The organism is Leptospira levettii (assembly GCF_002812085.1).
Taxonomy (GTDB): domain Bacteria; phylum Spirochaetota; class Leptospiria; order Leptospirales; family Leptospiraceae; genus Leptospira_A; species Leptospira_A levettii.
Genome location: NZ_NPDM01000004.1, coordinates 64,209 through 90,018 on the forward strand (window position 1 = coordinate 64,209; position 25,810 = coordinate 90,018).

Annotated in this window: 19 protein-coding genes; 14 read left to right on the forward strand and 5 right to left on the reverse strand. The window is 35.6% G+C overall.

Going from position 1 to position 25,810, the window contains the following annotated elements:
- Positions 1–5 precede the first annotated feature (5 nt).
- Genes CH354_RS12975 through CH354_RS12990 form a run of 4 tightly spaced genes read left to right on the forward strand, consistent with a single transcriptional unit; the run spans position 6 to position 3,420 of the window.
- Positions 6–1,400, forward strand: coding sequence for an alkaline phosphatase family protein (locus tag CH354_RS12975; RefSeq protein WP_100727808.1), 1,395 nt, complete (start codon positions 6–8; stop codon positions 1,398–1,400).
- A 41-nt stretch (positions 1,401–1,441) separates the two neighbouring features.
- Positions 1,442–2,650 (forward strand): Crp/Fnr family transcriptional regulator, encoded by a 1,209-nt coding sequence (locus CH354_RS12980; RefSeq protein ID WP_100727809.1) that lies wholly within the window; start codon positions 1,442–1,444, stop codon positions 2,648–2,650.
- Between the two features lie 49 nt (positions 2,651–2,699).
- A complete protein-coding gene (locus CH354_RS12985; protein WP_207762721.1) occupies positions 2,700–3,080 on the forward strand; it encodes a DoxX family protein in 381 nt (126 codons plus the stop codon).
- 25 nt (positions 3,081–3,105) lie between these two features.
- Entirely contained in the window at positions 3,106–3,420 is a 315-nt protein-coding gene (locus CH354_RS12990; RefSeq protein WP_100727811.1) for an ArsR family transcriptional regulator, read from the forward strand.
- Between the two features lie 12 nt (positions 3,421–3,432).
- On the opposite strand, the gene CH354_RS12995 is transcribed toward CH354_RS12990, so the two are convergent.
- Positions 3,433–4,416 (reverse strand): ketopantoate reductase family protein, encoded by a 984-nt coding sequence (locus CH354_RS12995; RefSeq protein ID WP_100727812.1) that lies wholly within the window; start codon positions 4,414–4,416, stop codon positions 3,433–3,435.
- Positions 4,417–4,518: 102 nt separating this feature from the next.
- Here CH354_RS12995 and CH354_RS13000 point away from each other — a divergent pair, with 102 nt between their 5' ends.
- A complete protein-coding gene (locus CH354_RS13000) occupies positions 4,519–4,890 on the forward strand; it encodes an LIC11742 family lipoprotein (protein ID WP_100727813.1) in 372 nt (123 codons plus the stop codon).
- Positions 4,891–4,916: 26 nt separating this feature from the next.
- Here the strand turns inward: CH354_RS13000 and perRA are convergent, their stop codons facing one another.
- Positions 4,917–5,345, reverse strand: coding sequence for a peroxide-responsive transcriptional repressor PerRA (gene perRA / locus CH354_RS13005; RefSeq protein WP_100727848.1), 429 nt, complete (start codon positions 5,343–5,345; stop codon positions 4,917–4,919).
- Between the two features lie 352 nt (positions 5,346–5,697).
- Between perRA and CH354_RS13010 the strand changes: the two genes are divergently transcribed.
- Genes CH354_RS13010 through CH354_RS13025 form a run of 4 tightly spaced genes read left to right on the forward strand, consistent with a single transcriptional unit; the run spans position 5,698 to position 12,388 of the window.
- Positions 5,698–7,584, forward strand: coding sequence for a PP2C family protein-serine/threonine phosphatase (locus CH354_RS13010; protein ID WP_100728865.1), 1,887 nt, complete (start codon positions 5,698–5,700; stop codon positions 7,582–7,584).
- Positions 7,581–8,885: a sensor histidine kinase gene (locus CH354_RS13015; protein WP_100727814.1), complete on the forward strand. Its 1,305-nt coding sequence runs from the start codon at positions 7,581–7,583 to the stop codon at positions 8,883–8,885. Before CH354_RS13010 ends, CH354_RS13015 begins: the two co-directional genes overlap by 4 nt.
- A gap of 42 nt (positions 8,886–8,927) precedes the next feature.
- Entirely contained in the window at positions 8,928–11,189 is a 2,262-nt protein-coding gene (locus CH354_RS13020) for an NAD(P)-binding domain-containing protein (RefSeq protein ID WP_100766510.1), read from the forward strand.
- A gap of 5 nt (positions 11,190–11,194) precedes the next feature.
- A complete protein-coding gene (locus CH354_RS13025; RefSeq protein WP_100727816.1) occupies positions 11,195–12,388 on the forward strand; it encodes a glycerate kinase type-2 family protein in 1,194 nt (397 codons plus the stop codon).
- On the opposite strand, the gene CH354_RS13030 is transcribed toward CH354_RS13025, so the two are convergent.
- Complete coding sequence (locus CH354_RS13030) at positions 12,365–13,714, reverse strand: C69 family dipeptidase (protein ID WP_100727817.1); 1,350 nt, start codon at positions 13,712–13,714, stop codon at positions 12,365–12,367. The genes CH354_RS13025 and CH354_RS13030 overlap by 24 nt on opposite strands.
- A 52-nt stretch (positions 13,715–13,766) precedes the next feature.
- On the opposite strand from CH354_RS13030, the gene CH354_RS13035 reads away from it, so the two are divergent.
- The 3 genes from CH354_RS13035 to CH354_RS13045 are packed head-to-tail and all read left to right on the forward strand — an operon-like array spanning position 13,767 to position 19,103.
- A complete protein-coding gene (locus CH354_RS13035; RefSeq protein WP_100727818.1) occupies positions 13,767–16,280 on the forward strand; it encodes a cation-translocating P-type ATPase in 2,514 nt (837 codons plus the stop codon).
- A 22-nt stretch (positions 16,281–16,302) separates the two neighbouring features.
- Positions 16,303–17,166 (forward strand): patatin-like phospholipase family protein, encoded by an 864-nt coding sequence (locus CH354_RS13040; protein ID WP_100727819.1) that lies wholly within the window; start codon positions 16,303–16,305, stop codon positions 17,164–17,166.
- An 11-nt stretch (positions 17,167–17,177) separates the two neighbouring features.
- A complete protein-coding gene (locus tag CH354_RS13045) occupies positions 17,178–19,103 on the forward strand; it encodes a hybrid sensor histidine kinase/response regulator (RefSeq protein WP_100729014.1) in 1,926 nt (641 codons plus the stop codon).
- A gap of 153 nt (positions 19,104–19,256) precedes the next feature.
- On the opposite strand, the gene CH354_RS13055 is transcribed toward CH354_RS13045, so the two are convergent.
- Positions 19,257–21,293, reverse strand: a complete 2,037-nt coding sequence (locus tag CH354_RS13055) for a SpoIIE family protein phosphatase (protein WP_243396083.1) — start codon at positions 21,291–21,293, stop codon at positions 19,257–19,259.
- An 84-nt stretch (positions 21,294–21,377) separates the two neighbouring features.
- On the opposite strand from CH354_RS13055, the gene CH354_RS13060 reads away from it, so the two are divergent.
- Positions 21,378–23,765 carry an ATP-dependent Clp protease ATP-binding subunit gene (locus CH354_RS13060; protein WP_100727823.1) on the forward strand — a complete coding sequence of 796 codons (2,388 nt, stop codon included), beginning with the start codon at positions 21,378–21,380 and terminating at the stop codon, positions 23,763–23,765.
- Positions 23,766–23,834: 69 nt separating this feature from the next.
- Positions 23,835–24,662 (forward strand): aldo/keto reductase, encoded by an 828-nt coding sequence (locus tag CH354_RS13065; protein ID WP_100727824.1) that lies wholly within the window; start codon positions 23,835–23,837, stop codon positions 24,660–24,662.
- Between the two features lie 17 nt (positions 24,663–24,679).
- On the opposite strand, the gene CH354_RS13070 is transcribed toward CH354_RS13065, so the two are convergent.
- Positions 24,680–25,723, reverse strand: a complete 1,044-nt coding sequence (locus CH354_RS13070; protein ID WP_100727825.1) for a hypothetical protein — start codon at positions 25,721–25,723, stop codon at positions 24,680–24,682.
- Positions 25,724–25,810: the final 87 nt, after the last annotated feature.

The window sequence follows — 25,810 nt, forward strand, 5'->3', positions numbered from 1 at the left end:
CCCAAATGAAACAAATAAAAACAAAATTCCAAAAAACCGTTGTCATCAATATAGTAGGGCTATCGAAATCTGTCATTTCAGAACACACTCCCTTTTTGAAACAATACCTCACATCAAAAAATTATACACTCATTGAACCAATGTTACCTGGCGTCACTACGAGTGCACAAAGTACCTACTTAACTGGAAAATGGCCAAGTGAACATGGAATTGTAGGAAATGGATGGTATGACCGGATCGATTCAGAAGTGAAATTTTGGAAACAATCCAATCATCTGGTTTATGGAGAAAAACTTTGGGAAAAAGCAAAAAAAATAGATCCAAAGTTTACGTGTTCCAAAATGTTTTGGTGGTACAATATGTACTCATCTGCAGATTATTCTGTAACACCGAGGCCACAATACCATGCAGATGGAGTCAAAGCACCAGATTGTTATTCCCATCCACCTGAATTAAGAGAAGAGCTACAAAAAAAATTTGGAGCTTTTCCTTTATTCCATTTTTGGGGACCAAATGCAAATATCCAATCTACAAAATGGATTAAAAACGCCACTCTGTATGTGGATGAAAAGTATGATCCTAGACTCACGTTAGTTTATTTACCCCATTTGGATTATGGGTTACAAAAGTTTGGTTCAAACGTTTCCAAACTTAAAAAAGAACTATCAGAACTGGATCAGATTGTTAAAGAGTTAGTGGAAACCTATCAAAAGAAAAATGCCAAAGTGATTTTACTTTCTGAATATGGAATTAGTGATGTTCACACGCCCATTCACATCAATCGTATTTTAAGAGAAAATGATTTGATACAAGTAAGAAAGGAACGTTGGTACGAACATTTAGACCCAGGTGCATCTCGAGCTTTTGCAGTTTCCGATCATCAAATCTCACATATATATTGTAAAGATGGAAAATCCGTAGAACTCGCAAAAAAAATCGCCAAACAAATACCAGGTGTTGAGTTAGTCCTAGATAAAAACGAACAAAAAAAATACCACATTCATCATGAAAGATCAGGGGATCTTGTTTTAGTCGCAAAAGACGGCTATTGGTTTACTTACTATTATTGGATGAACGACAAAGAAGCTCCAGATTACGCCCGCTTGGTGGACATCCACCGAAAACCTGGGTATGATCCCGCAGAACTCTTTTTAAACCCGAGTCAAAAATTTGTAAAATGGAAGGTAATTTGGACATTAATCAAGAAAAAACTTGGTTTTCGTTACTTAATGGATGTGATCCCTTTAGATGCAGACTTGGTAAGAGGTTCCCATGGTGGATTTCCAAAGAGTCCAGAATTTTACCCTATTTTTTCAGCAGAAATCCCTCTTCCTAAGAAAAATATTTCTGCTATAAAAGTGTACGATTTCATCTGGGAGCAGATGACTTCTGAGATTTAAATGTTTGACTCGTACCTTTATAAATCATTTTTTTTAATTCAGTGTCCGTAGAAGATATCAAAATTGTAACATACTCGAAAGGGGCAGCCATTGTTGTCCAAAATTCCGTCAATACTGGGAATTTTTTCATCGTTAAATCGGGCCGAGTTTCGGTAGATTCCGAACACATCGTTGTTGACCATGAACTTGCTTATTATGAAGCGGGGGATAGTTTTGGTTTGGTTTCAGCACTCACTGAACATAGGTTCCTTGTCACATTATTTGCTGACACAGATGTAGAACTGGTGCAAATTCCAATCCGCTTACTTGGTTCTTACCTAAAAGAACGCAAAGAACTTGCGATGAAAATTTTAGGCCTTTATTCTAGAGAATTAAGAACCCTTCAGAAACATCTATCAAAAGCAAATAAACCAGCGGACCGTGAATACCATCCTGAACGATTGGTACAAAATGCACGGACTTATCTTTCTTGGCAAAAACCAAATCTTGCTGCTTATTCTCTGCAAGCCTTTCTCAAATGGTCCAAAGAAAACAATTCCACAGACAATGTACAAGAAGCATCCGACTTATTTAGGTCAGTTGCATCTTCCTACAAGCCATTTCCTTGGGACAATATGCAGTCTACTTTGGAAGCAGGCGAAGTTCTTTTTGTGGAAAGTGAAAAGAGTAATGAGATCTACGTTGTGTTAGAAGGGAATGTAAAACTATTTGGAATTGTACGTGGATTTGAATACGTCATCGATGTCCTAGGGCCTGGTGAGATTTTCGGTGAAATGTCCCTTATTGACAATGCTCCGAGGATGGCATCAGCGATCACAGAAACCAAGAGCAAAATCCTAAGAGTGACTCCAGAGAATTTATTCGAGTCAGTTGGGCCGTCTTTACTGCAAAAGATTTTTGAAAGTATTGCACGGCGCATTTGGTTTTCCCACCAAAGACTGGTCATATTACGTTTGAAAACACCAGTCACCAGACTATACGCATATTTGTACAATTCAATCCGTGACCAGGACATTCGACTCGGCCGAAATTTAGATGTAAGTTTATCCACTCCGCATACGATTTATATCCAGATGGAAGAGTTGTGTAATATGTGTGGGATCATCAAATTAAAACAGGAAAGTATCGATGAATTCAAAGCGGATACAAACCTAGTCATCGAACCCAACCGCATTACCATCAAAAGCAGAAAACGTTTGGAAGAAAAATTGGGCCACTTCAAATCAAAAGAGGGACAAATTGTTGCTTAATCCTTCTAAAATTTGTATCAATTTTTCAAATCTGTGATTTAGTTCGGTGATGAAAAAGTTTTTCGTGTATTCCCTTGCTCTGTTTTATATAGTCGCAGGCACAAACCATTTCTTCTCTCCTGAGTTTTACCTGGAAATGATGCCTGACTATTTACCTTTTCACGAATTACTCAATGTCACCAGTGGACTTTCTGAAATCACATTAGGCCTACTCGTTTTATACGAACGAATGAGAAAATTGGCATGTTATGGACTCATCCTTCTACTCCTCGCGATTTACCCTGCAAATATCAATATGTTATTGGAAGCGTTAGACGGAAAGGACTTTGGAGTTCCGATTTGGGCATTATATGTTAGGTTACCATTCCAATTTTTGTTTATTTATTGGGCATGGGCCGTTCGTGATTTCAAATTGTCTGAATCTACATAATTAAAAATTAAGGTTCTCAGATCGAATGACAAAAGACTTAAAACGGAAACCAAAAGAAAGTCCTAAAAAAATTGGACAATGGACGTTTTTATCAAATCATGCTCACGTACTCATTTGTTTGAGTAAAGACCCCGAAATGCGTCTGAAGGATGTAGCAGTGCTTGTTGGGATTACGGAAAGAGCTGTACAAACCATCGTGAAAGACTTAGTGGATGCGTCTGTATTACAGAAAAGTAAAGATGGGCGTCGGAATCAATACATCATCCAAACGGATCAGAAACTGAGACACCCTGTCGAAGCCAATCACACTATCTCCGAACTTTTGAAATTAGGAAAGTAATTCCCAAATCTGTTACGATGGGAATTCACTTTCTATCTTCAATACTTCCTTCACAATCCTTTCATTCGTTGGAACTGGTAATCCGATTTTGATTGCCTCATTTACGACTTCGCCATTGATAAATTCAATTTCTGTTTTTCGTTTATGATCTAAGTCCTGGACCATTGATGTTCTGATTTTGAAATACTTTAAACCTAAAAGGATAAGAACCAAATGCCGAATCCAAAGGGGCAAGGATCCTTTTCCACCACCAAGTTTTTGAATGGGAAAGGAACCAGGAACCACTCCTTCTTTAATCTGCAACTTGGACATCAGCTCTTTGATTTCAGTTAGAACTGTGATTGCTTGGTCCCTCCCTTTTTTGATTAGAAATAACTGTCCCAAACTCAATTGTTTGGAAGCAGCGAGTCCATTGATGATGGAATTGATAGCGAGTTTATGCCACCTAAACCCGGTAATGTGCTCAGTGAGCACAACGTCGATCCAAGGTTCTAGAGACTTTTTCCAAATCGAATTTGGTTTGGTTTCGTCCGAACCACCAAGTACTAAACTACCCGGATTGGATTGAAAGTAGATTCCACTTTCTAACACTTGTGTGTTCCATCCAACAACTCCTGAAATGATTTTGTTTTTAAGATCCTGAAAATGTTCTTCGGGTAAGCCGTTTTGAATTAAGATCCATTTCCCATTTGGTTTTAAATGGTTTTTTGTAAGTGTAAGGTATTCGTTTAATAATTGATTTTTGCAACCTAATATGATGTAGTCAAATGTTTCAGTGTTGTCTTGAACCAATGTTAAATGGTCTTTTAAGTTTATTTCGGTTGTATCACCATTTGGTCCCTTAAATTGGACAGGTTTTTCTTGTAAGGAAAAAAGTCTCTTTTGGTCTTTGCAAAGGATTGTATAAGGAACTTTGTTTTGGTGAAAGGCATGTATTATGGTTACTGTAACTGAGCCAATTCCACAAATTGCAATTGAAGGATATCCATCGTTCATATTTAAAACGATTCTATTTCTTCATAAAGAAAAATCTTCTCTTTTTTATTGACTCTTTTTTGAAATTCAGTAAAAAAGAAATCCATTAAAAGGGGATCTAGTATGAAAAAGATTCTGATTCGTATTTTACCATTGTTGTTAGTTGGTTCCGTAATTGGGAATTGTGTTTACTCAGAGTTACGTACTCCGGGACTTGCAGCGAACATGACTCAGTATGTTATGAATTCTGATGATTACCAAATCATTGGTCCAGTGGAAACCCAAGGTGAATTTGTAACTTGGTTTTTAGTGGTTTTAACAGGTGAAACTGGTTACAGTGATTTATTAAAACAAGCGAGAGAAAAAGGTGGAGATGATATCATCAACTATCGATTTGAAATTAGACAAAAAAGTATTTTGCTTGTTGTTTGGAATCGAGTGATTTGGAATGCATCTGCAATTGCGATCAAATACAGAGACAAAATTAAAAAATAAAATTAGGAACCCAAGCAGGGGGAAATTTATTTCCCTCTTAAGGTGATGACAAGTTTTGCATTCTGAAGTTCTTTTCCAGTTTTCTGAAAGTAACTTTCCTTTAATTCTTTGAGAACCTTTTCTTCCAAGGAATCATTGAGTTCAATGTCTACAATCTCTCCGGAAGATTCGTCCAGAGCATGGTGGTGGACACCAGTATTCGAATCAAAATGAGTGACTCCCGACTTCAGTTCTAACGTACCAAGCAAACCTTTTTCAGCGAATAACTTAAGGTTATTAAAAATGGTCGCCCGTGACGCATGGGGAAAGTGAGTATTCACCAAATGGAAAACTTCTTCGGCAAACAAATGTTGGTGCTTCTCAAGGAGTAGGTGGGCCATTTCCAAACGTTGGGAAGTGGGACGTATTCCGTGTGATTCCAAAAGTTCCTTTGTTTTTTGGTAACTTAAATCCATTACCATTGCAATCTCTTTCCCTACCTGATTTTGTCAATAATTAGACTAAGTCTAAATACGAAAGTCGACAGTTTTTCTTAAGAATTTGTCCCCAACTTGTGGAATTTACTACAAAGCGACTGTACCTTCCCGAGACTCATTGTTTTTTTCGTAAGGTATCGGAAATCCTTACTCTCAGAAATTTGAAAACCAGTGACATCTAACATTTGTTATACAGTTATTTAAGGGATAATTGAGTCTTTATGATTTTTAAGTGAGTGGGGATTCAATTTGTGAATCTGCCAAGTGTAAAAAAATCCTTGCACTTCCCGAGAATCACATTTCAATCCTCTCGGTGTTCCAACCCAGTACCATGATGAAGTACCTTTTGTTTGTATCCTTGTTTAGTGTTTCCCTTTCGGCGGAAATGATTCCATTAGAATCAGGTTGGACATTCCAATTAGATGGTGAAACCAATCCCAAACAAATTCAGGTAGGAATTCCACTTGTGGAACAAGGTTATAAAGTTCCTCTGAAAGGAAAATACCACCTAACAATTCCCATCACAAAATTACCAGAATCCTCATTATCAGTGTATTTAGATCGTGTCCATTCCGCAGACCAAACTTTTTGGAATGGAGAACTTATTGGTAAGACCGGCGGTTTGTCACCAAATTATTATGCGTATTGGCATAAGGTTCGTTATTATGAAATTCCAAATTCAATTGTATTGTTAGGTGATAATCATCTTGAAGTAAAAATTGAATGTAGGGAAACCCAATTCCGTTGTGGATTGTTCAGGTCAACTCCAATGTTTGGAACTCAAAATGAGATCAAAGACAAAATGATTTATGAGGATGTAAATCAGATTGTGATGGCTGCCTTGTTTTTCGGAATTTTTTTACAACAAGCCATTGGGTATGCTTTAAATCGGTCATCTAAATCAGGATTGTATCTTGCGGGAACTGCAATTTTTTTTGTCTGTTGGCGTTTGCCTGCTTTAAACAAAATTCACTTTTTAGGGATCAATCCTGAAGTATTGGTTAGGTTACTTTTCTTTTGCCAATTTATCTTTCCCGTGTTTATCATGTTATTCGTTCATACCTTATTTGAACGAAGGATAACAAAGATTGCATTCCTTACATTTTTTTTCGATTCAATTTTAGCATTGATTCAACTATTTGAACTCAATCCAGACGTTAGATTCTATTTTGTGTATGTTTGGTATATTTTACTTGGAATTAAAGTACCAATTTTAGTCCAACTCTTAGCCCGAAATTATAATAAAACACCAGAAGCGATAGTTGTGTCTTTAGGTGCTCTACTAGCTACTTTTTTTGGAATTGCAGATGTATTAACAGACTTCATTACAGGAAAAAATGCATACTTAACCCAATATGGTATATTAACCTTTTTATTTTCTGGAGTTCTTGCCATTGCCTTACAAAGTTCGAGAACTAAAAGAGAGTTACGTAATTTAAATGAATCCTTGGAGATGATTGTTACTCTCAGAACACAAGAATTACAAAAACAATATAAACTTTTGCATGATGATCTTGTGATGGCAGCAAGTCTGCAATCCAAGTTAATTCCACCCATGGAATTTCAATACCAAACATTGAATGTCGCCTCTATGTTTATGCCTATGGAAAAGATCGGTGGGGATTATTTTGATTACTACATTCATGAAGACGGTTCGCTTACTTTTTTGTTATGCGATGTTTTAGGGCATGGAATAGCTGCTGCCCTTATCGCAGGTATGCTCAAAGTTAATTTTCTGGAAATTGCCCCAAAAATCAAAGATCCATCTCAATTTTTAAATGAATTAAATTTAAAGATGTTACCAGTTGTTGAGAAAAACTACATCACAGCAGTGGCAAGTCATTTTGATCTGAAAAATCAAGTGTTTCAGTATTCTGTTATGGGGCATCCAAGTCCATTCCACCTAAATCGAAAGGAAAACACGTTAGAGGCATTAGGTGGTCGTGGGCCAATCATGGGTTGGAAAAAGGATGTGTTTTTAGAAACATTTACACAGCCATTGTTACCTGGAGATCGATACTTTTTTTATACGGATGGAATTACAGAAAGTCATAACCGAACAAAGGAAATGTTCGGAGAAGCCCGATTACGATCGCAACTTTTAGAAGGAATTGTATTAAGTCCTAAGGAACTAAACGAAAAAATCAAATCAGAAATCAAAAAATTTACTTTTCGATTGTCAGATGATGTAACTTACTTTACGATCGATTTCCTATGAAATTGGTTTTCCAAAAAATTGGGTTACGTTATTTGCTCAACTTAGGAGTGAATCACCAATTGGACCTTCAAACTTCGGTTAGGGTGCAGTTGGCAAATTTAATTGCCATTTTGGGAATTTTATCCAATATCCAATACTCAATATTGTTCGTCATCGCTGGTGCACCGAATGTTTGGATCATGAACTGCATTCATCTTTCGGTGATTACTATATTTTCTTATATTCTATATTTGAATTTTAAGGAACAGTATTCACTTGCTAGGATTTTATTAATTTTTACAATTTCAATTCCATTGGTATTTGTTTCTTTTATTAGTTTTGGAAATTCGGGTGGTTTTTATTATTATTTTTTGGTATTTGCTTTAGCACCGTTTGTATTATTCTCTTATGAAGATAAGTTTTGGATCCTTCTTGTATTTCTGACTAATAATCTGTTTTATATTTGGTTTGAATTTTTTGGAACACCAGGAAAATTCCAAGAAGGCACATTACTCTATGATCCTAAAATCCAGGAATTGTTCCGAGTCAATTCGGTTGTATCTTGTTTATTCTTTGTTGCCCTTATCATGTTTTATTTTTTAAGAAACACGAATCGTATCCAACAAGAGATGATACGAACGAACCAACATAAAGATCGAATTTTTTCGATTTTAGCACATGACTTAAAAGGTCCGATCGGAACGATGAATTCCTATTTAGGATTTTTAAACGAAACATTACCAGATCGTGAAGAATTACTAGTGGCACTTAGAGAATTAAAAAAAAGTACAAATCAATCTTACTTAGTCTTGGAAAATTTACTTGATTGGGTAAGGAATGAATCCAAAAAAATTCCCACTCATTTGGAATTCATCAACTTATATACTGTGACCCAAAATGCAAAAGATATTTTGGAATTACAAGCTACAGATAAGGGAATCCAATGGCAGATCCAACTTTCAGATCCATTAATGGTCTATTGTGATGAGAGAATGATTAGCACAGTCTTACGAAATTTATTTTCCAATGCGATTAAATTTTCTCATCCCAAAGGTACTGTTACCATCACCAGTGTAACTGGACCAAAATATCTAGACTTGAGTATTGTCGACATGGGAATTGGAATGTCTAAGGAACAAATCCGGCAAATTGGAGAAGGGAAACCATTTCCAACAGCATTTGGAACCCAAGGTGAAAAAGGAACTGGGCTTGGCCTTTTAGTTTGTACTGAAATGTTACGGAACCAAGGATGTACGATGAATGTGACAAGTTCAACAAATCATGGGACAAAAATCACGATTAGAATTCCTAACTCACCGTAAATTAGTTTCTTTTTTTTCAAACCACATGTCCAATACAATGATATGTGGCCTCAAGTTTATTTTAATTGGTTAAAAAAATCATCACCCACTGGTGAAGTGGAAATTTACCCAGAATTATCTGACTCCTACGAAACAAATTTACCGAATGTTTTTGTGATTGGAGATTTAACAGGTGTTCCACTTTTGAAAATGGCTACAGAAAGTGGGGTGAAGGTTTGGAATTATATTCCTAATTTTAAAAATGATCGTTACGATGTGGTGATCATTGGTTCGGGTCCCTCTGGTGTGTCTTGTGCCATAGAAGCAAAACGATTGGGTAAAAAGTATATCGTTTTAGAATCAAATTTACCCTTCCAAACCATCCAGAGTTATCCCAATGGAAAACCAATCTTTGCGGAACCAAGTGGTTATCTTGGAAGTTCTGCAATCAAAATTGTTGATACAACAAAAGAAGGTCTTTTAAAAGATTTAAACCAGTATTTAAAACAAAATCCAATCCAAATTCAAACAAACCAAAGAGTCATTCACATCCAAAAAGACCAAATTGGATATACTTTGGAAACAGAATCTGGCTCTCAATACCAAACGAACTCTGTAGTGATCGCAATGGGTAAATCTGGAGATCCAAAAAAATTAGGGATCAAAGGAGAAATGGGATCAAATGTTTTATACCGATTCATTGATCCAAAAGACACCAAGGACCAATCCATTGTCATCGTAGGCGGAGGAGATACTGCACTAGAATCGGCCATCATGTGTTCTGAGTATGCAAAAGAGATTACACTCATACATAGAGGAAATGAATTCAATAAAGCAAAATCTGAAAATGTAAAAAAGGTCTTAACTCTTTCGTCACAAGGGAAAATTAAAATCCTATATGACGCTAGACTTACAGAAATTAACCAAACGAATGTTTTTGTTCAAAAAAAAGATTCTGCTCTCAAAATTAAATCAGATCTAGTATACATTTTGATTGGTAATTTGCCTCCGCTTCATTTTTTTCAAAAAATTGGTGTTAAGTTACAAAACCAAAAGAATTTTTTGGATTGGTTGGGATTTTCGAGCCTAATGGGATTTGCATTTACTGCTTATTTTGGAAAAGCCTCTTTTTATGGTCCGTTTTGGTTTTCCGTAGTGGCATCAATATCTGCGCTTTATTCTACGTTGAGTTTGATTTTATATGCTACTATTTCACTGACAAAAAACAAACTAAAGTTTGATGGTTGGAAAATTTTTAAAGTTACCTATTTCCTTTTTGTATTTTTGTATTTTTTGTCAGTATATTTTTTGGCAACTTACCAACAGTTTCAATTGTTTGGCAAATATCCTTCATTCCATTATACATTATTGTATTCACTTACAATTTTGATCTTTGGAATTAGAAGGATGATGGTTCGAAAAACACAATACATCTTTTACCAGACATTATCTTTAATTGGAATCCAAATCTTCTTTTTGTTTTTATTGCCTGAATTGATTTTGCCAAAGTTAGGTGATCTTGGCTATTTAGGTACTCCAGAAGGATTTATTAGAACAGAAATTTTTCCTTCCGATGCATATTGGAAAGCGTATGGATTTATTTTAGCATGGCCTCTCAGTATGGGTGTCTTATATGACGGTGGCATCACTAACTTTTGGTTAGTTTATGGATTATCCTTTAGTTTTGTATTCATTCCGCTATTAGTATATCACTACGGGAAAGGTGTCTATTGTGGTTGGATTTGTTCTTGTGGTGGACTTGCCGAAACACTAGGGGATGAATACCGACAAAAAATGCCACATTCTAAAACAGCTTATGGATGGGAACATACTGGACAATACATTCTCTTTCTCGCATTTTTACTTACATTTCTAAAACTTTTGAGTGTATATGGGAAGACCTTGTTCCCATTTTTAACATTAGGAGAAATGATTGCCGATTCTATCAAATTGTATTACGACATTTTTGTCGATATTGGTCTCGCAGGTGTTGTTGGGGTTGGTTGTTATTTTTTATACTCTGGCCGAGTTTGGTGTAGGATGTTTTGTCCGCTTGCATCACTTATGCATATTTATGCGAGATTTAGTAAGTTTCGTATTTTTTCTGAGAAAAAGAAATGCATTTCATGTAATATTTGTACAAAAAATTGCCACCAAGGCATCGATGTGATGGGTTATGCGAGTCGTGGGATTCCAATGGACAGTGTACAATGTGTGAGATGTTCCGCTTGTGTTTCTTTGTGTCCAACTGATGTTTTGAGTTTTGGAAAACTAAATGGAAATCAAATCGACTTTGATCTCCTGGATGCTAAAACTAGGAAATAAGAATCTTGAAATCGATTCGAGATGACATTCTTTATTTATTCCTAGAGGGGATAAAAGCAGCAAGTCCGAAGGAATTGTTTCAAGAATTTAGTAAAGAGAACATGGACGTGGTGGAAAAACTATCTGACCACTCAAAAAATCAATTTGTGTTCTCTTTAGGTAAGGCAGCATATTCAATGGCTGAATCTTTCTCTGATTTATTTTCAGTTAATAAAGGTTATGTGTTAACGAAATACAATCATTTACCGTTGGAACTCTCTGAGAAGGATAAGGACAAGGACAAAATTTGGACTTATCGAGAGGCTTCTCATCCTTTGCCCGACGAGAATTCAATTCGGTATGCTCTCGAAGTTTTAGACCAATTAAAACAATTGGGTAAGAAGGATCGACTCGTGGTTTTACTTTCTGGTGGAGGATCAAGTTTATTTGAAGTTCCGATTGATGGACTGTCTTTACAAGAGCTTATAAACATTCAGAATCAATTATTAAAGAGCGGAAAATCCATTCAGGAAATTAATTCTGAAAGAAAAAAGTATTCGAAGGTGAAAGGTGGAAAACTTTTAAAGGAATTAAACCAAGATTTGGAAGTGTATACCTTGGTCATTTCAGATGTAATCGGAGATGATCCAAATTCAATCGCTTCAGGACCTACCTACCCGAGTCAAAATTATTTTATCATAGGAAATCTCACTCGTTCTATCCATCGAATTTTAGAAGAAGGGAAAAAATTAGGATACCAGACTAAATTGATTAGTGATACTTGGTCGGGTTCTTCTGAAGAGACATCGTATCTTTTTGAAGAGGAATTTAATTTAGCCTTAGATTCACCCAAAAGCCAAATGATTGTGTTAGGTGGTGAAATGGTTTGCCCTGTTTTGGGTGATGGGATTGGTGGACGAAACCAAGAAACAGCACTTCGAGTATCACTATTACTCAATGAACATCCTACGGAACGGGAATGGACATTTTTGTCTGGTGGTACGGATGGAACTGATGGTCCAACCGATGTTGCAGTTGGAATCGTTGGAAACGATTCCATTCATAAGATGGAAAAGAAAGGTTGGAATCCAAAAAAAGAATTACATAATTCCAATTCTTATCCAATCCTTAAAGACATAGACGCGTTAGTATCCACTGGACCTACTGGCACCAATGTGAATGATATCTTAATTCTGTTAGTTGGAAGTGCGAAATCCTAGTTTCCTATTTTGGCTATTCCAATAGAGCTGAAAAATTGGGTTTTGCCACCGGCTTTTACCAATTTTTGCATCAATTAATTCATCATCTATTTTTTTCAGAATGTTCACATGGTCCTTCAAAAACCTCCATTGGATCTCTTCCTTTTTTTGCATGGAAAGTGATTCTTTTGTCATTGAATAAATGGAATCTTGAAGTCCAACGAGTGTAGGAACTAGAATGGATCTTACGCCTTGGTAATCAAAATTAGATTTTCTTGCTATGGATTCATGTAACCACCATAATGTGTCCGCATAGTTCCCATTTGAATCCAAACTAGACGCATTGATGAAGTTTTTTGTTCCAAAAAAGAATGGTTTGAATAAACTCAAACATGGGGTAGAAGTTCCTGTGTAAAAAATTCGTAACGGATCTTGGTTAGTTTCGGAAGTATCCCACTCGACAACCAAACTGCCATTTGTTTGGTTAGGTGTTGTTGGACCCGTTGCATGTAAACAGAGTGACTTCATAGACGAAAAACATGGTTCAAAATCATTTGAATCAATAAGATGTGTCTTTAAAGTTTCAATTGCCAATTTTGAATCGTAAGTAGAATGAATGTTTTGAAATCGTTCCGCAGTTTTTTCGTGTAAACTCCTTCTTTCATGGCAATGGCTCATATAAGTGTAAAAAGAATCACTAAAATAAGCTTTGAAGGAAAAATCTTCTTTGGATTTATATTTTAATTTTTCAATTAAATTCGTAGAACAATATTCGAAATCTGTTTCAATTGTTAACCCATTAGAAATTGCATAGTAAGAATCAATTTTTTTTGCTACCCAATATCGATCTGCTGTTTCTAATACATAACCATCTGTTCTGTCTGCGATGATGAAACTATTGTGATAGAAAAAAGATTTGTTTTCGTATCCACCACAAGCGTCCTGACCATAAGTTTCTAAAAGTTCCGTAATTAAAAATAAGGCATCTTTTGCTGTTTTTGACCTTTCTAATGCCACGCGAATTAAATCCATACCCGTTAAGCCATTATTCTTTTTAAGAATTTTGAGATTAGTAAATACAGCTTCGTTCCCAATACAAACCCCAAATTCATTCACGCCCATTTCGGCGCCCCACATATGGAATGGTTTGGATAAAAACACTTCATAAGTAACGGATGTTTGTGGAATTTCAATGAAAGTGGTTTTTAAAAGTGAGTCTTTTGGGTACTCCATTCGGGGCATATGGAGAATTGATTGGGCTTCATTCGGTTCTCTATCTGAGTTCTTCGCAAAGATTCTTTTTTGCGTTTTTGTAAATTTTTCAGTCGCAAGAGATGTATCGCACATTCTAGAATGTTAATCTGAAATATTAAAAATTCAAACCAAAATTCGAACCAAAATGCAATCAATACCAAAACAAATCTCCGAATACATCAACATGGGTCTCTCCCTAGACATGGTAAAAAAGAACCGTTCAGTCTATGGGGCAAATGAAATTAGTTCCTCCAAACGAATTGGTTTCCTTCATATGTTGTTTGGAGTGGTCACAGAACCAATGATTCTGCTTCTCATTTCCATTAGTATCGTTTATTTACTTTTGGGAGACCGAGGTGAAGCCTTGCTGTTGTTAGGTTCAGTGATCGGAATTATTTGTATCACATTCTATCAAGAGAAAAAAACAGAAACTGCAATTTCAGCCTTACGTTCTTTAGCAAGCCCACGAACAAACGTTATTCGAGATGGAAAAATCATTCGAATTGAGGGTAAAGATGTTGTGTACGGAGACTTACTCATTCTGAATGAAGGAGACAGGATTCCCGCCGATGCTGAATTATTATCAGACCGATTGTTTTCGTGTGATGAATCATTATTAACGGGAGAATCGATACCGGTGAATAAGGGAATAGGACAATTGGTTTATTGTGGTGCACTTGTTGTTGGTGGGGAAGGTGTTTGTAGGGTAATCGCAGTTGGTAATCATACTGAAATTGGTAAAATAGGAAGAAAGATTGCGGACGAAACAGTTGGAAAAACATTGTTGGAACTTGAGGTAGCGAGGTTAGTTCGAAATTTATTTCTCGTTGCTGCGGGATTATGCATCTTACTTGCTCTTTATTTTGGAATTGTGAAATCCCTTTGGTTACAAGGATTATTGTCTGGGTTAACACTGGCTATAGGGTTAATGCCAGAAGAATTGCCGTTAGTAATGACCATCTTCTTTGCTTTGGGTGCTTATCGGTTGAGTACTAAAAATGTATTGGTGAGAAGATCATCAATCATTGAAACTTTGGGTGCTGCAACTGTTTTATGTTCTGATAAAACTGGCACAATTACAAAGAACAAAATGAAAGTTGGAAAAATTACTACAATAGATAGTGAAGAAAATTTAGAAAAAATAAATGAAGTTTCAGACCTTTCGAAATCCATTTTACAAATTGCTTACTTTGCATCAAAACATCCGAGTTTTGATCCTATGGATATTGCGATTACTGATTGTATGAACCTTTTTCATCAAAATGGTGATTTTTCATTATTATCTATAAAAGATTTTCCGTTAACTCCAGAACAATTAACAATGATTCGAGTTTTAAAAGAGGAAAACGAATATTCATGTTATGCGAAAGGATCTCCTGAGGCAGTGTTTGAGTTATGCCAATTAGATTCGGATCATTTGAAATATTGGACAAACAAAACAAACGATTTAGCAAAGGAGGGGTATCGAGTACTTGCTGTTGCAAAATCTAAAATACCTTTGAAAAATATTCCTGAAGAGCGAAACACCGCTCAGTATGAAATTTATGGATTACTTTCTTTTTTGGATCCAATTAGAGAGATTGTACCAAGTGCGGTAAAAACTGCTTATGAGTCTGGAATTCGTGTGATTATGATCACAGGAGATTATCCAGAAACAGCAAAGAATATTGCGAAACAAATTGGCTTAAAGAATTCAAATTTAGTGTATACTGGTAAAGAGTTTACCAATTTAGAGGACCAGGAATTTAAGAAAGTATTAAAAGAATGTAATGTATTTTCTAGGGTTAGTCCAGAGGATAAATGGAAATTGGTTAGGTTTCTAAAGTCTGAAGGTGAGATTGTAGCAATGACAGGAGATGGAGTTAATGATGCTCCTGCATTACGAACTGCAAACATTGGTGTTGCCATGGGAGAACGGGGAACAGATGTCGCAAGGGAAGCTGCAGATATTGTTTTGTTAGATGATTCCTTCTCTTCTATATTGGAATCTGTTCGGATTGGTCGGCAAATTTTTGATAATTTAAAAAAAGCACTTGGGTATTTAATTGGCGTACATATTCCGATCGTTGGAATCACTTTTTTGCCAATCTTATTGAATTGGCCAGTTGTCGTACTTTCTGCGATTCACATTGTATTTATGGAAATGGTAATCGATCCAACATGTACGATCGTTTTTGAAAAAGAAGATGCGGAATTTGATTTAATGAGACGGAAACCAAGAGTATCTTCGGAACCTCTATTGGATAAAGAACTGTTCATTACATCATTAATCCAGGGAGCCTTTTCTTTGGCGTCAGTTGTTTCTACTTATTGGCTTACTCATATGTTTTTAAATCATGATTCGAACAACCAAGTGGTGAGCACTGCTTCATTTGTAACTTTAGTATTTTCAAATCTGTTTTTAATATTGGCAAATCGTTCTTTACATGAATCGATGTGGAGTCGTATGAGAATTCGAAATTCGATGATCAATATTGTTTTTGTAGGAACCATTACAGTGTTACTTCTGTCGATATATTTGCCTGGAATGAACACATTGTTTCGATTTGTTCCACTCAATTTTCTACAATTTTCTTCAGCGATACTGGTTGCTTTTATAGGAGTTTTGTTCTATGATATAACAAAAGTATCCGTTTCAAAATGGTTTCGAAACGTCTAAGAAGGTATTTGTAATTCTACTTATGATTGAACTAATTTTTCCTAAAAAATATTCGGCGTTATGTTTAAAGTCTGCTTTTTTTGGTTTTTTTGCTCACACTGGTTTTGTAAGAGGTTTACAAGAAATTGGATTTAAGCCAGCCATTGTCACTGGATCAAGTTCTGGAGCTATGATTGGTGCACTATATGCTACTGGAAGAGAGATGGTGGATTTTGAATCGGTTGTATTGGGCCTCAAGAAGAAAGATTTTTGGGAAGGTAATTCCTTAACCTTACTAGGTCGTCTCTTAAAAAAAGGATGGAATCAATCTAGCGGAGTTTTGACAGGGAAAGCAACTCGTAAAATCTTATACCCATACTTGGGTAATAAAAAGTTTTCTGAATTGCCTATTAAATTGGGGATTGCAGTTTCTAATTTATCAAAGAACAAAAGAGAGTTAATCACTGAAGGGAATGTATTAGATGCGGTAATGGCATCCATTGCTTTTCCATTCCTTTATGAAGTGCAAGAATTCCAAGGCCAAGAGTTTTTAGATGGCGGTATTGGTGATGGAGAACCTATTAAGGAATTAATTTTAGATCCAAGTATCGATCGAATTGTCATCCATCAAATTAACAATCATAGGCCAGTCAGTAAAAACATGATGAAGCGAGCATTAGATGCTTCTGTGCAAATCATTGAAACAGAAACAGAGGATTTGAAAACACTTTTAGCAAAAGAGAAAGGGAAAAAATTAATCCGATTAGAAACTAATACTCCTTATTTATCTCCGAATGATTTTTCGAAAGGTAAGTTTGCTTTAGCAGAAGGGCGTGGTACGGCTTATAAACATAAAGCTGAGATTTTAGGAGATATGGAACTGCCCATATTTGGATTGTTTAATTAAAAATTTCTATTATGGATAGCCAAAGAAAAATAAAAGTCTTAGTTGTAGAAGATTCAGTTGCTTCTTACAAGGCTATCGTATCTGTTTTAGAAAATTTTGGATTCAATGTCACATCGGAAAGGGTAGAATGGAAAATTGAATTTGAAAAGTCCATTTTAGATAAGTCCTGGGATCTGGTGATTTCAGATTATTATTTACCAGATTTTGATGGTAAGTATGTAATTCATCGCATTAAAGAATTAAATCCTGAATTGCCTATCATACTCGTTACGGAATTCGTTCCTGAAGAAGCTGCTTCTGAGTATTTAAATTTAGGCGCAGCAGAATTCCTTCCTAAATCATCGATTATCAAACTTCCATTTGTCGTCAATCGAGAGTTAGAAGCTCTTAGGTTAAAACAATCTCAGAAAAAAGCTTGGGAAATGTTGGTTCATGGAGAAGAGATATTAACTAGATCACAAAAGATTTCTCATTTAGGGCATTTTGAAGTTATATTTCCTGAAAATAATACCCTTTGGTCATTAGAGTTATATCGAATTTTGGGTTATGAGTTTAATGAAATTCCTTTGATGGAAAAAGTATGGAATTTATTAGATTTTGATGAAAGGAAAAAAATTGAATCAATCTGGCAAGAAGTAACAAGAGAAAATACTTCAAAAGAATTCTTATTACACTTAAATACGAAACATGGACGCAAAAAAGTAAATTTATGGTTGGAAGCAGAACGATTTGATGAAAATCGTTTTCGTATTTTTGGGACTATTCACGATATTTCTGATGTATCTGATTTAGAAAATTCTATCCAATTCAATGAACAATTATTCAAGGGGATCTTTAATAATTCATCACAAGCTATTTTTTTGTTAGATCTGCAAGGTCACATTATACGAATGAATCGGAATTCTGTTTTATCCTTCGAACGTAATGAATCTGATGTTCAAGGATTGGAATTGATTAGTTCTATTTTCTCCGAATCAAATGAAGCTTCTATCAAAAAATTAACTTATGGAATGAAATTGGCATTAAAGAATCAAACGTTTGAAGTGTTTGTATCTTATCGATTGAGAGACGGAAGAGAAAAATACTTTGATTGTGATTTTTATCCTTTAAATGATGCTAGTGGAAAAATAATATACATAGTATTAGAAGCCAAAGATATCACCGAAAAAATTGTATTAGAAAGAGCTTATGCACAAGCGCAAAAATTGGAAGCTTTGGGTACGTTTGCAGGTGGGATTGCACATGACTTTAATAATCTGTTAACACCTATGATGGCGTATATTTCCTATTTGAATGCGGAGTGGTCAAAGGATTCTTCAAATGAAATGATCGAAAGGTCACTTCCTGCGATCGAAGGTATTTCCAAATCATTAGAACGAGCAAAAAATTTAATCCAACAAATATTAACTTATTCGAAAATTGAACATGTTTCTTCTAAACAATTAGATTTGCGGGAACAATTGTTGCAGGTATTAAATGAAGTAAAATTTGTTTCTGCTAATAAGGTGACTCTATTTACAGATTTAGGAAACGAAGCTGCATTTATTGAAGCAGACCCAATCCAGATTTTTCAAATTTTATCAAATTTATATGAGAACTCGTTATTTGCATTACAAGATTCACAGAATCCTAAAATCACAATTTCACTATCAAAAGTATCATATGAGAAATCAGAACTATTTCATGTTGGTTTTTTGAAAAATACTGAATATTGGAAATTGAGTTTTATTGATAATGGAAACGGGATTCCTAAGGAAATATTGGAAAAAATATTTGATCCATTTTTCAGCACAAAAGGTGGAAAAGGGACTGGACTTGGTCTTTCCATCATTTATGGAATTTTAGCCAAAATGGGAGGAACCATATTAGTTGATTCCAAAGTAGGTATTGGCACTCAATTTGATTTGTACTTCCCAGCTTGGAAAGCAATGGTTTAAACTATTGATCGCATTAACCGCATCTGCGGAGCTCGAAACAAGAGAACAGACCAAAGCAGTCGGGATGAATGACTTCGTATCCAAACAGTTTCATCCAAATGATCTTTTAAATCAACTTCACTATTGGCTTGGAACATAGGCGATTAGTACCATTCACTCCAAGTCGATATCCGTATCCAAAGATAATGCTAAAATGGTTATATCATCATCAGATCGTTTGGTTTTTTGGAATTTTTGAACTTCTTCGATTACGGTGTCACAAATGTTTTGTGGATGTTTTTTTGCAAGAGTCTTGATTAAATTATAGAAACGTTCTTCGCCAAACAGTTCACCAGTATTGATGTTACGTGCTTCGATGACTCCATCTGTAAATAAAATGAAGGTTCCTTCTTTGGGGAGAGGGAAACTTTTTTCGATCATATCTGATTTAATAAATTCATTTATAGCTCTACCATAACTTGTATAGCTAGTAATATTTCCTTCTCTGTCTAAATGGATTAAGGGTAAGTGGCCTGCATTTGCAATGCGAAGAGTGTTTTCTTTTGGATTGATATATACGAAAAATGCACTTAGGAAATGTCCAGATAATGAACTTAAGAGAGATTTTCTTATTTTTTCAGCAGCTAATGCTGGTTTATCGAGAGTATCATTCCAAATTTCTAATGAAACTTTGGTCATAGATGCAATCATCGCTGCTGGAATTCCGTGCCCAGACACATCACATAAGAATAAACCAAGTTCATTTTCTTTTACGATGATTTCAACAAAGTCTCCTCCAATATCTGTTGCGGGTAAATATCGAAAACCAAGCGGGTATTCTAGTGCATGAGTTCTTTTTTTAGGTAATAATCCATTTTGTAATTTCTGAGCAATTTTAAGTTGTAGATCAATTTCTTGTTTTTGCTCATTTGACTTTCTATATTCAGATACCCGCAACACGAGTGCCAGAGAGAGAAAAAATACTTCCATTGCTGAGCCTAATGGCAATGAATACGATGCAAAATGAAATGGATTGAAAAATCCTTGAACACTGAAAATATAATAGGATGCTCCAATCAGTAATGATCCAAAAGCCAGAAGGAATAAAATTACTTCTATTTTTCTCTTACTTTTAGATAGAGTCATAAGTGAAATAGTGATAGTAAACAAAAGGGATATGGTAACGAATACAACTGTTAGTTGCATGAAAAATCGTAAATCCAAAACCGAAAGGGTTGGGATAACGATTAGTAATAAGATAATGTAACTCGACGTTACTTTAAATAAGTTTGTAAATATATGTTTCGTTTCTAAAAATTCTAATGTAAAAAGTAATCCGAAGATCGATGAAGAATAAATTGTAATGGGGAATAAATAATTTTTCCAAGTATTTGAATTTCCGAATTCTAAATATTGGATAAATCCTGTTGAGTATGTGTTTAAGAATAATACTGTAGCAAGATAAAAGAAAAAGTAAAAAAATTTTTTATAGCGAAGGGTATGCGCCAAAAAAAGACTGAAAAGGAACATCATAAAACCTGCTCCAAAATAAGCAGCGAAGAATATATCTTGTTTTTTGGAATATGCGATAAAGGTTCTCGAATTATAAATGGAAACAAAACTAAAGATAGGATTGTCCGATCTGATCTTTAAATAAATGGTCCTTGTTTCATTTGCTGATAGTGTAATCGGGAAAGCAGATAAATGGGAATAAATTGGCTTATTCTTTTGTAATACTTGTTCTCCTGACCATTGTGTGTTCCACTTTCCATTAATTTCTGTATGCAATTCGAAGAGATCCACGACGGGATTGGAAAGATGTAAAAAGAAAGTGTGAGGAAAGTTTCCATAATGGATGAATGTCACTTTGATCCAGACTGGATTTTTGGATCTTGGGAATGAAATTACATTTTTAGGGTTGGGTCTCCAAACCGTTTCCAGTTTTAAAATTTCATCTAGGGTAACTTCTGGATTACTTGGGATCGTAAACTCAAAATACCTTCCAATGTCCCTGTAATTGTTCGTTTCCTCGATGGAGAGTGGTAATGCTCCCACTGGGAATGCGCAAAGGAAAAGAAGGGCAAACCAGCATGTTTTTTTGAAAAAAGGCACTAAAATCCCATCTCCTTCCGTTGTGATCCAAGTTGTTTCCAAGGTTTTGGTCCCAATCTTTCTGCGAACTTCACTAGAATTGGACGAAGAATGCATCATAGAAAGCCCTTTTCAAAAAAAACTTGTAGTAAGAACGTAAAATTAGCAGTCTAAGCCTTAGAGTGCTAAAAGTGAGGAAACACTATGAAACAATATGACTCAAACGTCCAAGGAGCCTTGGACATTGCACAGACAGAAGCAATTCGCAGGCAAAATACAGAAATCACACCTTACCACTTGGTTTGGGGGTTTATGACCTTGCCAACTTCTGTTTCAGGAAAGGCGTTACTGAAATATAAATCTACAGTTGATGAATTTTTAAAGAAACAAGCACGGGCATCAGGAGAGATTCCATTCGAATCACTTCGGACATCTCCAAAACTTGCCCAATGGTTCACCATGGCATCTTCTAGAGCCGCAGAGAATGGAAGGGAAGAATTGAAGGAAGCAGATTTTCTAAAATTTTTACCTCAGATTTTACCTGAGTTAAAGATTAATTATGAAGATTTGAACATCAAAGAAACTGATGAAGAAGTACCAAACTTTCTTGTGAATCTCAATGATTTGGCGAAAGAAGGAAAATTAGATCCTGTCATTGGCCGTAGTAAAGAAATCAGATCAGTTATGGAAATTTTGGGAAGAAGATCCAAAAACAACCCGGTGTTAGTTGGGAGTGCTGGAGTTGGAAAAACTGCGATCGTTGAAGGTCTTGCGGAACAAATTGTAAAGGGAAGAGTCCCCGATGTATTAAAAGGGAAAACTATTTATTCTCTTGATATGGGTCAATTAATGGCTGGAACAAAATACAGAGGTGAATTTGAGGAAAAACTAACGGCACTTTTGCGGTATATCAAAGGACAAGCTGGTGAGGCAATTTTGTTTATAGATGAAATCCACCAATTGGTAGGAGCTGGAAAAACAGAAGGTGCAATGGATGCAGCCAACTTATTGAAACCAGCATTGGCAAGAGGTGAACTCCACTGTATTGGCGCAACGACAGGTGATGAATTCCAAAAGTACATTCTTGGTGACCAGGCATTAGAAAGAAGATTTCGTGCAGTTCCTGTAAACGAACCAAGTAAAGAGGATGCCATTGAAATTTTAATGGGAATTCGTGATAAACATGAAATTCATCATGGGATAAAAATTTCTGACGAAGCAATTTATGCTTCAGTCCTTTTGTCTGACCAATACATCACTGATAAGTTTTTACCAGACAAAGCGATTGATTTAGTGGATGAAGCTGCATCGGCTTTGAAACTTTCCGCCGAAGCAATGCCAACAGAACTCGTGGAACTAGAGAGTGAAATCCGATCAAAAAAAATCTTCGCTCAGGTAGAAAAGAAAAATGAGGATATTCTCAAGGAAATTGAAGTTTTAGAGAAAAAGTTCCAAGAAGGAAAACAAGTTTGGGAAAAAGAAGTAAATTCATTGAAACAAATTGCTTCGATTAAAAACAAAATAGATCGAGTGAAATTTGATTTGGATGCTGCGCAACAACGAGCAGATTATACAGAAGCTTCTCGATTGAAATACGCAGTATTACCTGAATTGGAAAAAGAACTAAGTGGATTTCAAAATAGTTGGATCTTAGAGCGAAATCATATCGCTGCTGTGATTGCTAGGCAAACAGGGATTCCAGTGGAAAAAATTCTAAAAACCAAACAAGAGAACTTACTCCACTTAGAAGAAGATTTAAATTCAGTTGTGTATGGTCAAAAAGAATCAATTCGAGAAATTGCCGATACTTTGTTAACTTCTTATGCAGGTATCTCTTCAGAAACAAGGCCTCTTGGATCTTTTTTGTTAAAGGGTCCAACTGGTGTTGGTAAAACTGAAACAGCAAAGGCAATTGCGAAGTTTCTATTTGACCAAGAAACCAATTTGGTTCGTTTAGATTTGAGTGAATACTCAGAAAAACACTCCGTTGCGAAACTGATTGGTGCTCCTGCTGGGTACGTTGGTTATGATGAAGGTGGAATATTAACAGAAGCTATTCGCAGAAAACCTTACTCAGTTGTGTTATTCGATGAAGTAGAAAAAGCACATCCCGACTTTTCCGACATTTTACTTCAAATTTTAGATGAAGGTAGGCTCACCGACAACAAAGGTAGAACCATCAATTTTAAAAACACGATTGTGATTCTGACTACCAATTCAAAAAATATTGAAGCGGACTTCAAACCAGAAGTGTTAGGAAGGTTGGATGCAATTTTAACCTATCATTCGTTGGATTCTTCCATCATGGAAAAATTGATCGAAAAACAACTACGTTTGTTAAACGAACGATTGAAAGTGAAGGGAATCTCTGTCGAACTTTCGGAAAGTACAGAACATATTTTGAGGGAGCAGGGGTTTGATCCAAAATTTGGAGCACGACCACTGGGTAGTGTCTTCAATCGAATTGTGAATCGACCTTTGGCGAAGGCGATTTTGTCTGGAACTTTAGCGGAAGGAAAATACCGAGCAGATTGGAATGGTGATGATTTACAATTTGCTCCGATCCCAGAGTTAGCTGGACTCAAAAAATAAATCCGAATCTAAAATTTGAACCCTACCATGGAAAACCTATGGTAGGGTCTTTTCGTCTAAGTCATACACATGTCTGAACTTAAAATTACTTCAACAATTGTCACAAACCAATCGATTTCCGTACCGTTACTTGGCTTAGGAGTTTGGAAGTCTCGCCCCAAAGAATGTTATGAAGCAGTGAAAGCCGCCCTGGAATCAGGTTATCGTCACATTGATACTGCTGCTATCTATGGAAATGAGGCAGATGTAGGGAAAGCTATTTTAGATAGTGGTATCCCTCGAAGTGAGATATTTTTAGTCACAAAATTATGGAATGCAGACCAAGGATTTGATGAAGCTCTTAAAGCCATAGATGTATCATTAAATAAACTTGGAACCGATTACGTAGATATGTATTTAATCCATTTTCCTGTTTCTGGGAAACGAAAAGATTCTTGGAAAGCCTTGGAGAAAATCAAAAAAGAAGGGAAGGCAAAGTCCATCGGAGTTAGTAATTTTATGATACCACACTTGGAAGAATTATTACAAGATTCCCAAATTGTTCCCGCTATGAACCAAGTAGAATACCATCCATTTTTACAAGACTTACCTTTAAAAGAATACTGTGAAAAAAATAAGATCCTATTAGAAGCATATAGTCCTTTGGCACATGGACAAAAATTAGAAGATGAACGGGTCACAAGATTAGCGAAAAAGTATAATAAAACTAATGCGCAAATTCTAATTAGGTGGTCTTTACAATCTGGAAATGTAGTGATTCCAAAATCAAAAAATCCAATTCGTATCAAAGAGAATGCAGATGTGTATGATTTTACTCTAACTCCAGAGGATATGAAAGAGATCAATCGTTGGAATGAAAACTTTAGAACTTGTTGGGATCCAACGACGGTTGTTTAGAATCCCTTTTTGAAGTTCTATTTTTTTTCAAACACTAGGACAGCAGATTGCCTGTTGTCTTTAGTTCCTAAAAAACCGTATCCAAAGGGGAATGGTAATATTTGGTCGTTGGTCTCTTTGCTTAGTTTGATTAATTCTGGTTGATTTTCTGGAGTCACTGCTCCCGATAAATTCCAAGATTTTTCGTATCTTCCAAACATACTTCGTTTCCAAGATTCTTCTGGAAACAATCGGATTGGAAATCCAGATTCGTCTTGTACAACAAATGTCGCATTTTTAAGAAGTAAATCACGGAAAGATTTCCGTTTTTCACCATGAAAGAGGTACTCTGCTGATTTTGTGAAAACACCGATCTCACCTAGATTGGAAAAATATTCATACAATCCATCGCCAGGAATGCCTTCATTGCCAATTAAGAATATTTTAAAATATGTAAGTGATTCCTTTTTGTTTAGTTTGGTGTCATATAAAAGTAAGCTGAATCCTTTGTATGTGATTCCGTTTCCAGAAATTGTTTCTTCTTTTGAATCCAGAATTTCTTTACCCATTCGTTTTAAAAATGCTACAAAAACGGGATAAGCACCATTTAATTCTTTTTTCTTCGTTTCCTCTTTCATTTTACGATATGTAAAATAATTTCTGCCAGCTAAATGATCGGATAGATTTCGTATCCCAGACTTGACAATTGATTTCTCTTTTTCCGACAACTCACTGTATTTTGTTGGGTATCCTGGATCTTCTAATCCGAAGAGTATGTAGTTTTGGCATTGAGGAAAAAAGGAAAATAAATTTAATACATCAATTCCACTAAATGGATAAACAACAGTTTTAACATATGGATGGTAGTCTTTTTGTTTTAAATACTCAGCGATCAAATCTTTAGTAGTGATCAATTTGTTCCAACTAGTATCCATTTCTTTTTTATGGACCGGATCATCAGTTGATAATCCCGCCCATTCGGAAAACTCATTTGATTCCATTTGAGTTACACTTGGTTTGTTATTAACAACTTGGCACTGCAAAGAGAATAATAAAATGCATAAGAATAATTTTGGATTCATAAATTAGAAACTCGAATTCTGAAGGATAGATACTGTGGATAGATTTTGATTCCTATCAATTTCATATATCTTTTTTCGTAAGGAAGA

What these genes read in the sequence shown, in the direction of transcription:
- CH354_RS13020 (WP_100766510.1), top strand. Translation starts at nt 8,928, where the DNA reads ATGTGGCCTCAAGTTTATTTTAATTGGTTAAAAAAATCATCACCCACT.
- perRA (WP_100727848.1), bottom strand. Translation starts at nt 5,345, where the DNA reads ATGGATTTAAGTTACCAAAAAACAAAGGAACTTTTGGAATCACACGGA.
- CH354_RS13065 (WP_100727824.1), top strand. Translation starts at nt 23,835, where the DNA reads ATGTCTGAACTTAAAATTACTTCAACAATTGTCACAAACCAATCGATT.
- CH354_RS13070 (WP_100727825.1), bottom strand. Translation starts at nt 25,723, where the DNA reads ATGAATCCAAAATTATTCTTATGCATTTTATTATTCTCTTTGCAGTGC.
- CH354_RS12990 (WP_100727811.1), top strand. Translation starts at nt 3,106, where the DNA reads ATGACAAAAGACTTAAAACGGAAACCAAAAGAAAGTCCTAAAAAAATT.
- CH354_RS13060 (WP_100727823.1), top strand. Translation starts at nt 21,378, where the DNA reads ATGAAACAATATGACTCAAACGTCCAAGGAGCCTTGGACATTGCACAG.
- CH354_RS13000 (WP_100727813.1), top strand. Translation starts at nt 4,519, where the DNA reads ATGAAAAAGATTCTGATTCGTATTTTACCATTGTTGTTAGTTGGTTCC.
- CH354_RS13040 (WP_100727819.1), top strand. Translation starts at nt 16,303, where the DNA reads ATGATTGAACTAATTTTTCCTAAAAAATATTCGGCGTTATGTTTAAAG.
- CH354_RS13055 (WP_243396083.1), bottom strand. Translation starts at nt 21,293, where the DNA reads ATGATGCATTCTTCGTCCAATTCTAGTGAAGTTCGCAGAAAGATTGGG.
- CH354_RS13030 (WP_100727817.1), bottom strand. Translation starts at nt 13,714, where the DNA reads ATGTGCGATACATCTCTTGCGACTGAAAAATTTACAAAAACGCAAAAA.
- CH354_RS13010 (WP_100728865.1), top strand. Translation starts at nt 5,698, where the DNA reads ATGATGAAGTACCTTTTGTTTGTATCCTTGTTTAGTGTTTCCCTTTCG.
- CH354_RS12975 (WP_100727808.1), top strand. Translation starts at nt 6, where the DNA reads ATGAAACAAATAAAAACAAAATTCCAAAAAACCGTTGTCATCAATATA.
- CH354_RS13045 (WP_100729014.1), top strand. Translation starts at nt 17,178, where the DNA reads ATGGATAGCCAAAGAAAAATAAAAGTCTTAGTTGTAGAAGATTCAGTT.
- CH354_RS13035 (WP_100727818.1), top strand. Translation starts at nt 13,767, where the DNA reads ATGCAATCAATACCAAAACAAATCTCCGAATACATCAACATGGGTCTC.
- CH354_RS12995 (WP_100727812.1), bottom strand. Translation starts at nt 4,416, where the DNA reads ATGAACGATGGATATCCTTCAATTGCAATTTGTGGAATTGGCTCAGTT.
- CH354_RS13015 (WP_100727814.1), top strand. Translation starts at nt 7,581, where the DNA reads ATGAAATTGGTTTTCCAAAAAATTGGGTTACGTTATTTGCTCAACTTA.
- CH354_RS12985 (WP_207762721.1), top strand. Translation starts at nt 2,700, where the DNA reads ATGAAAAAGTTTTTCGTGTATTCCCTTGCTCTGTTTTATATAGTCGCA.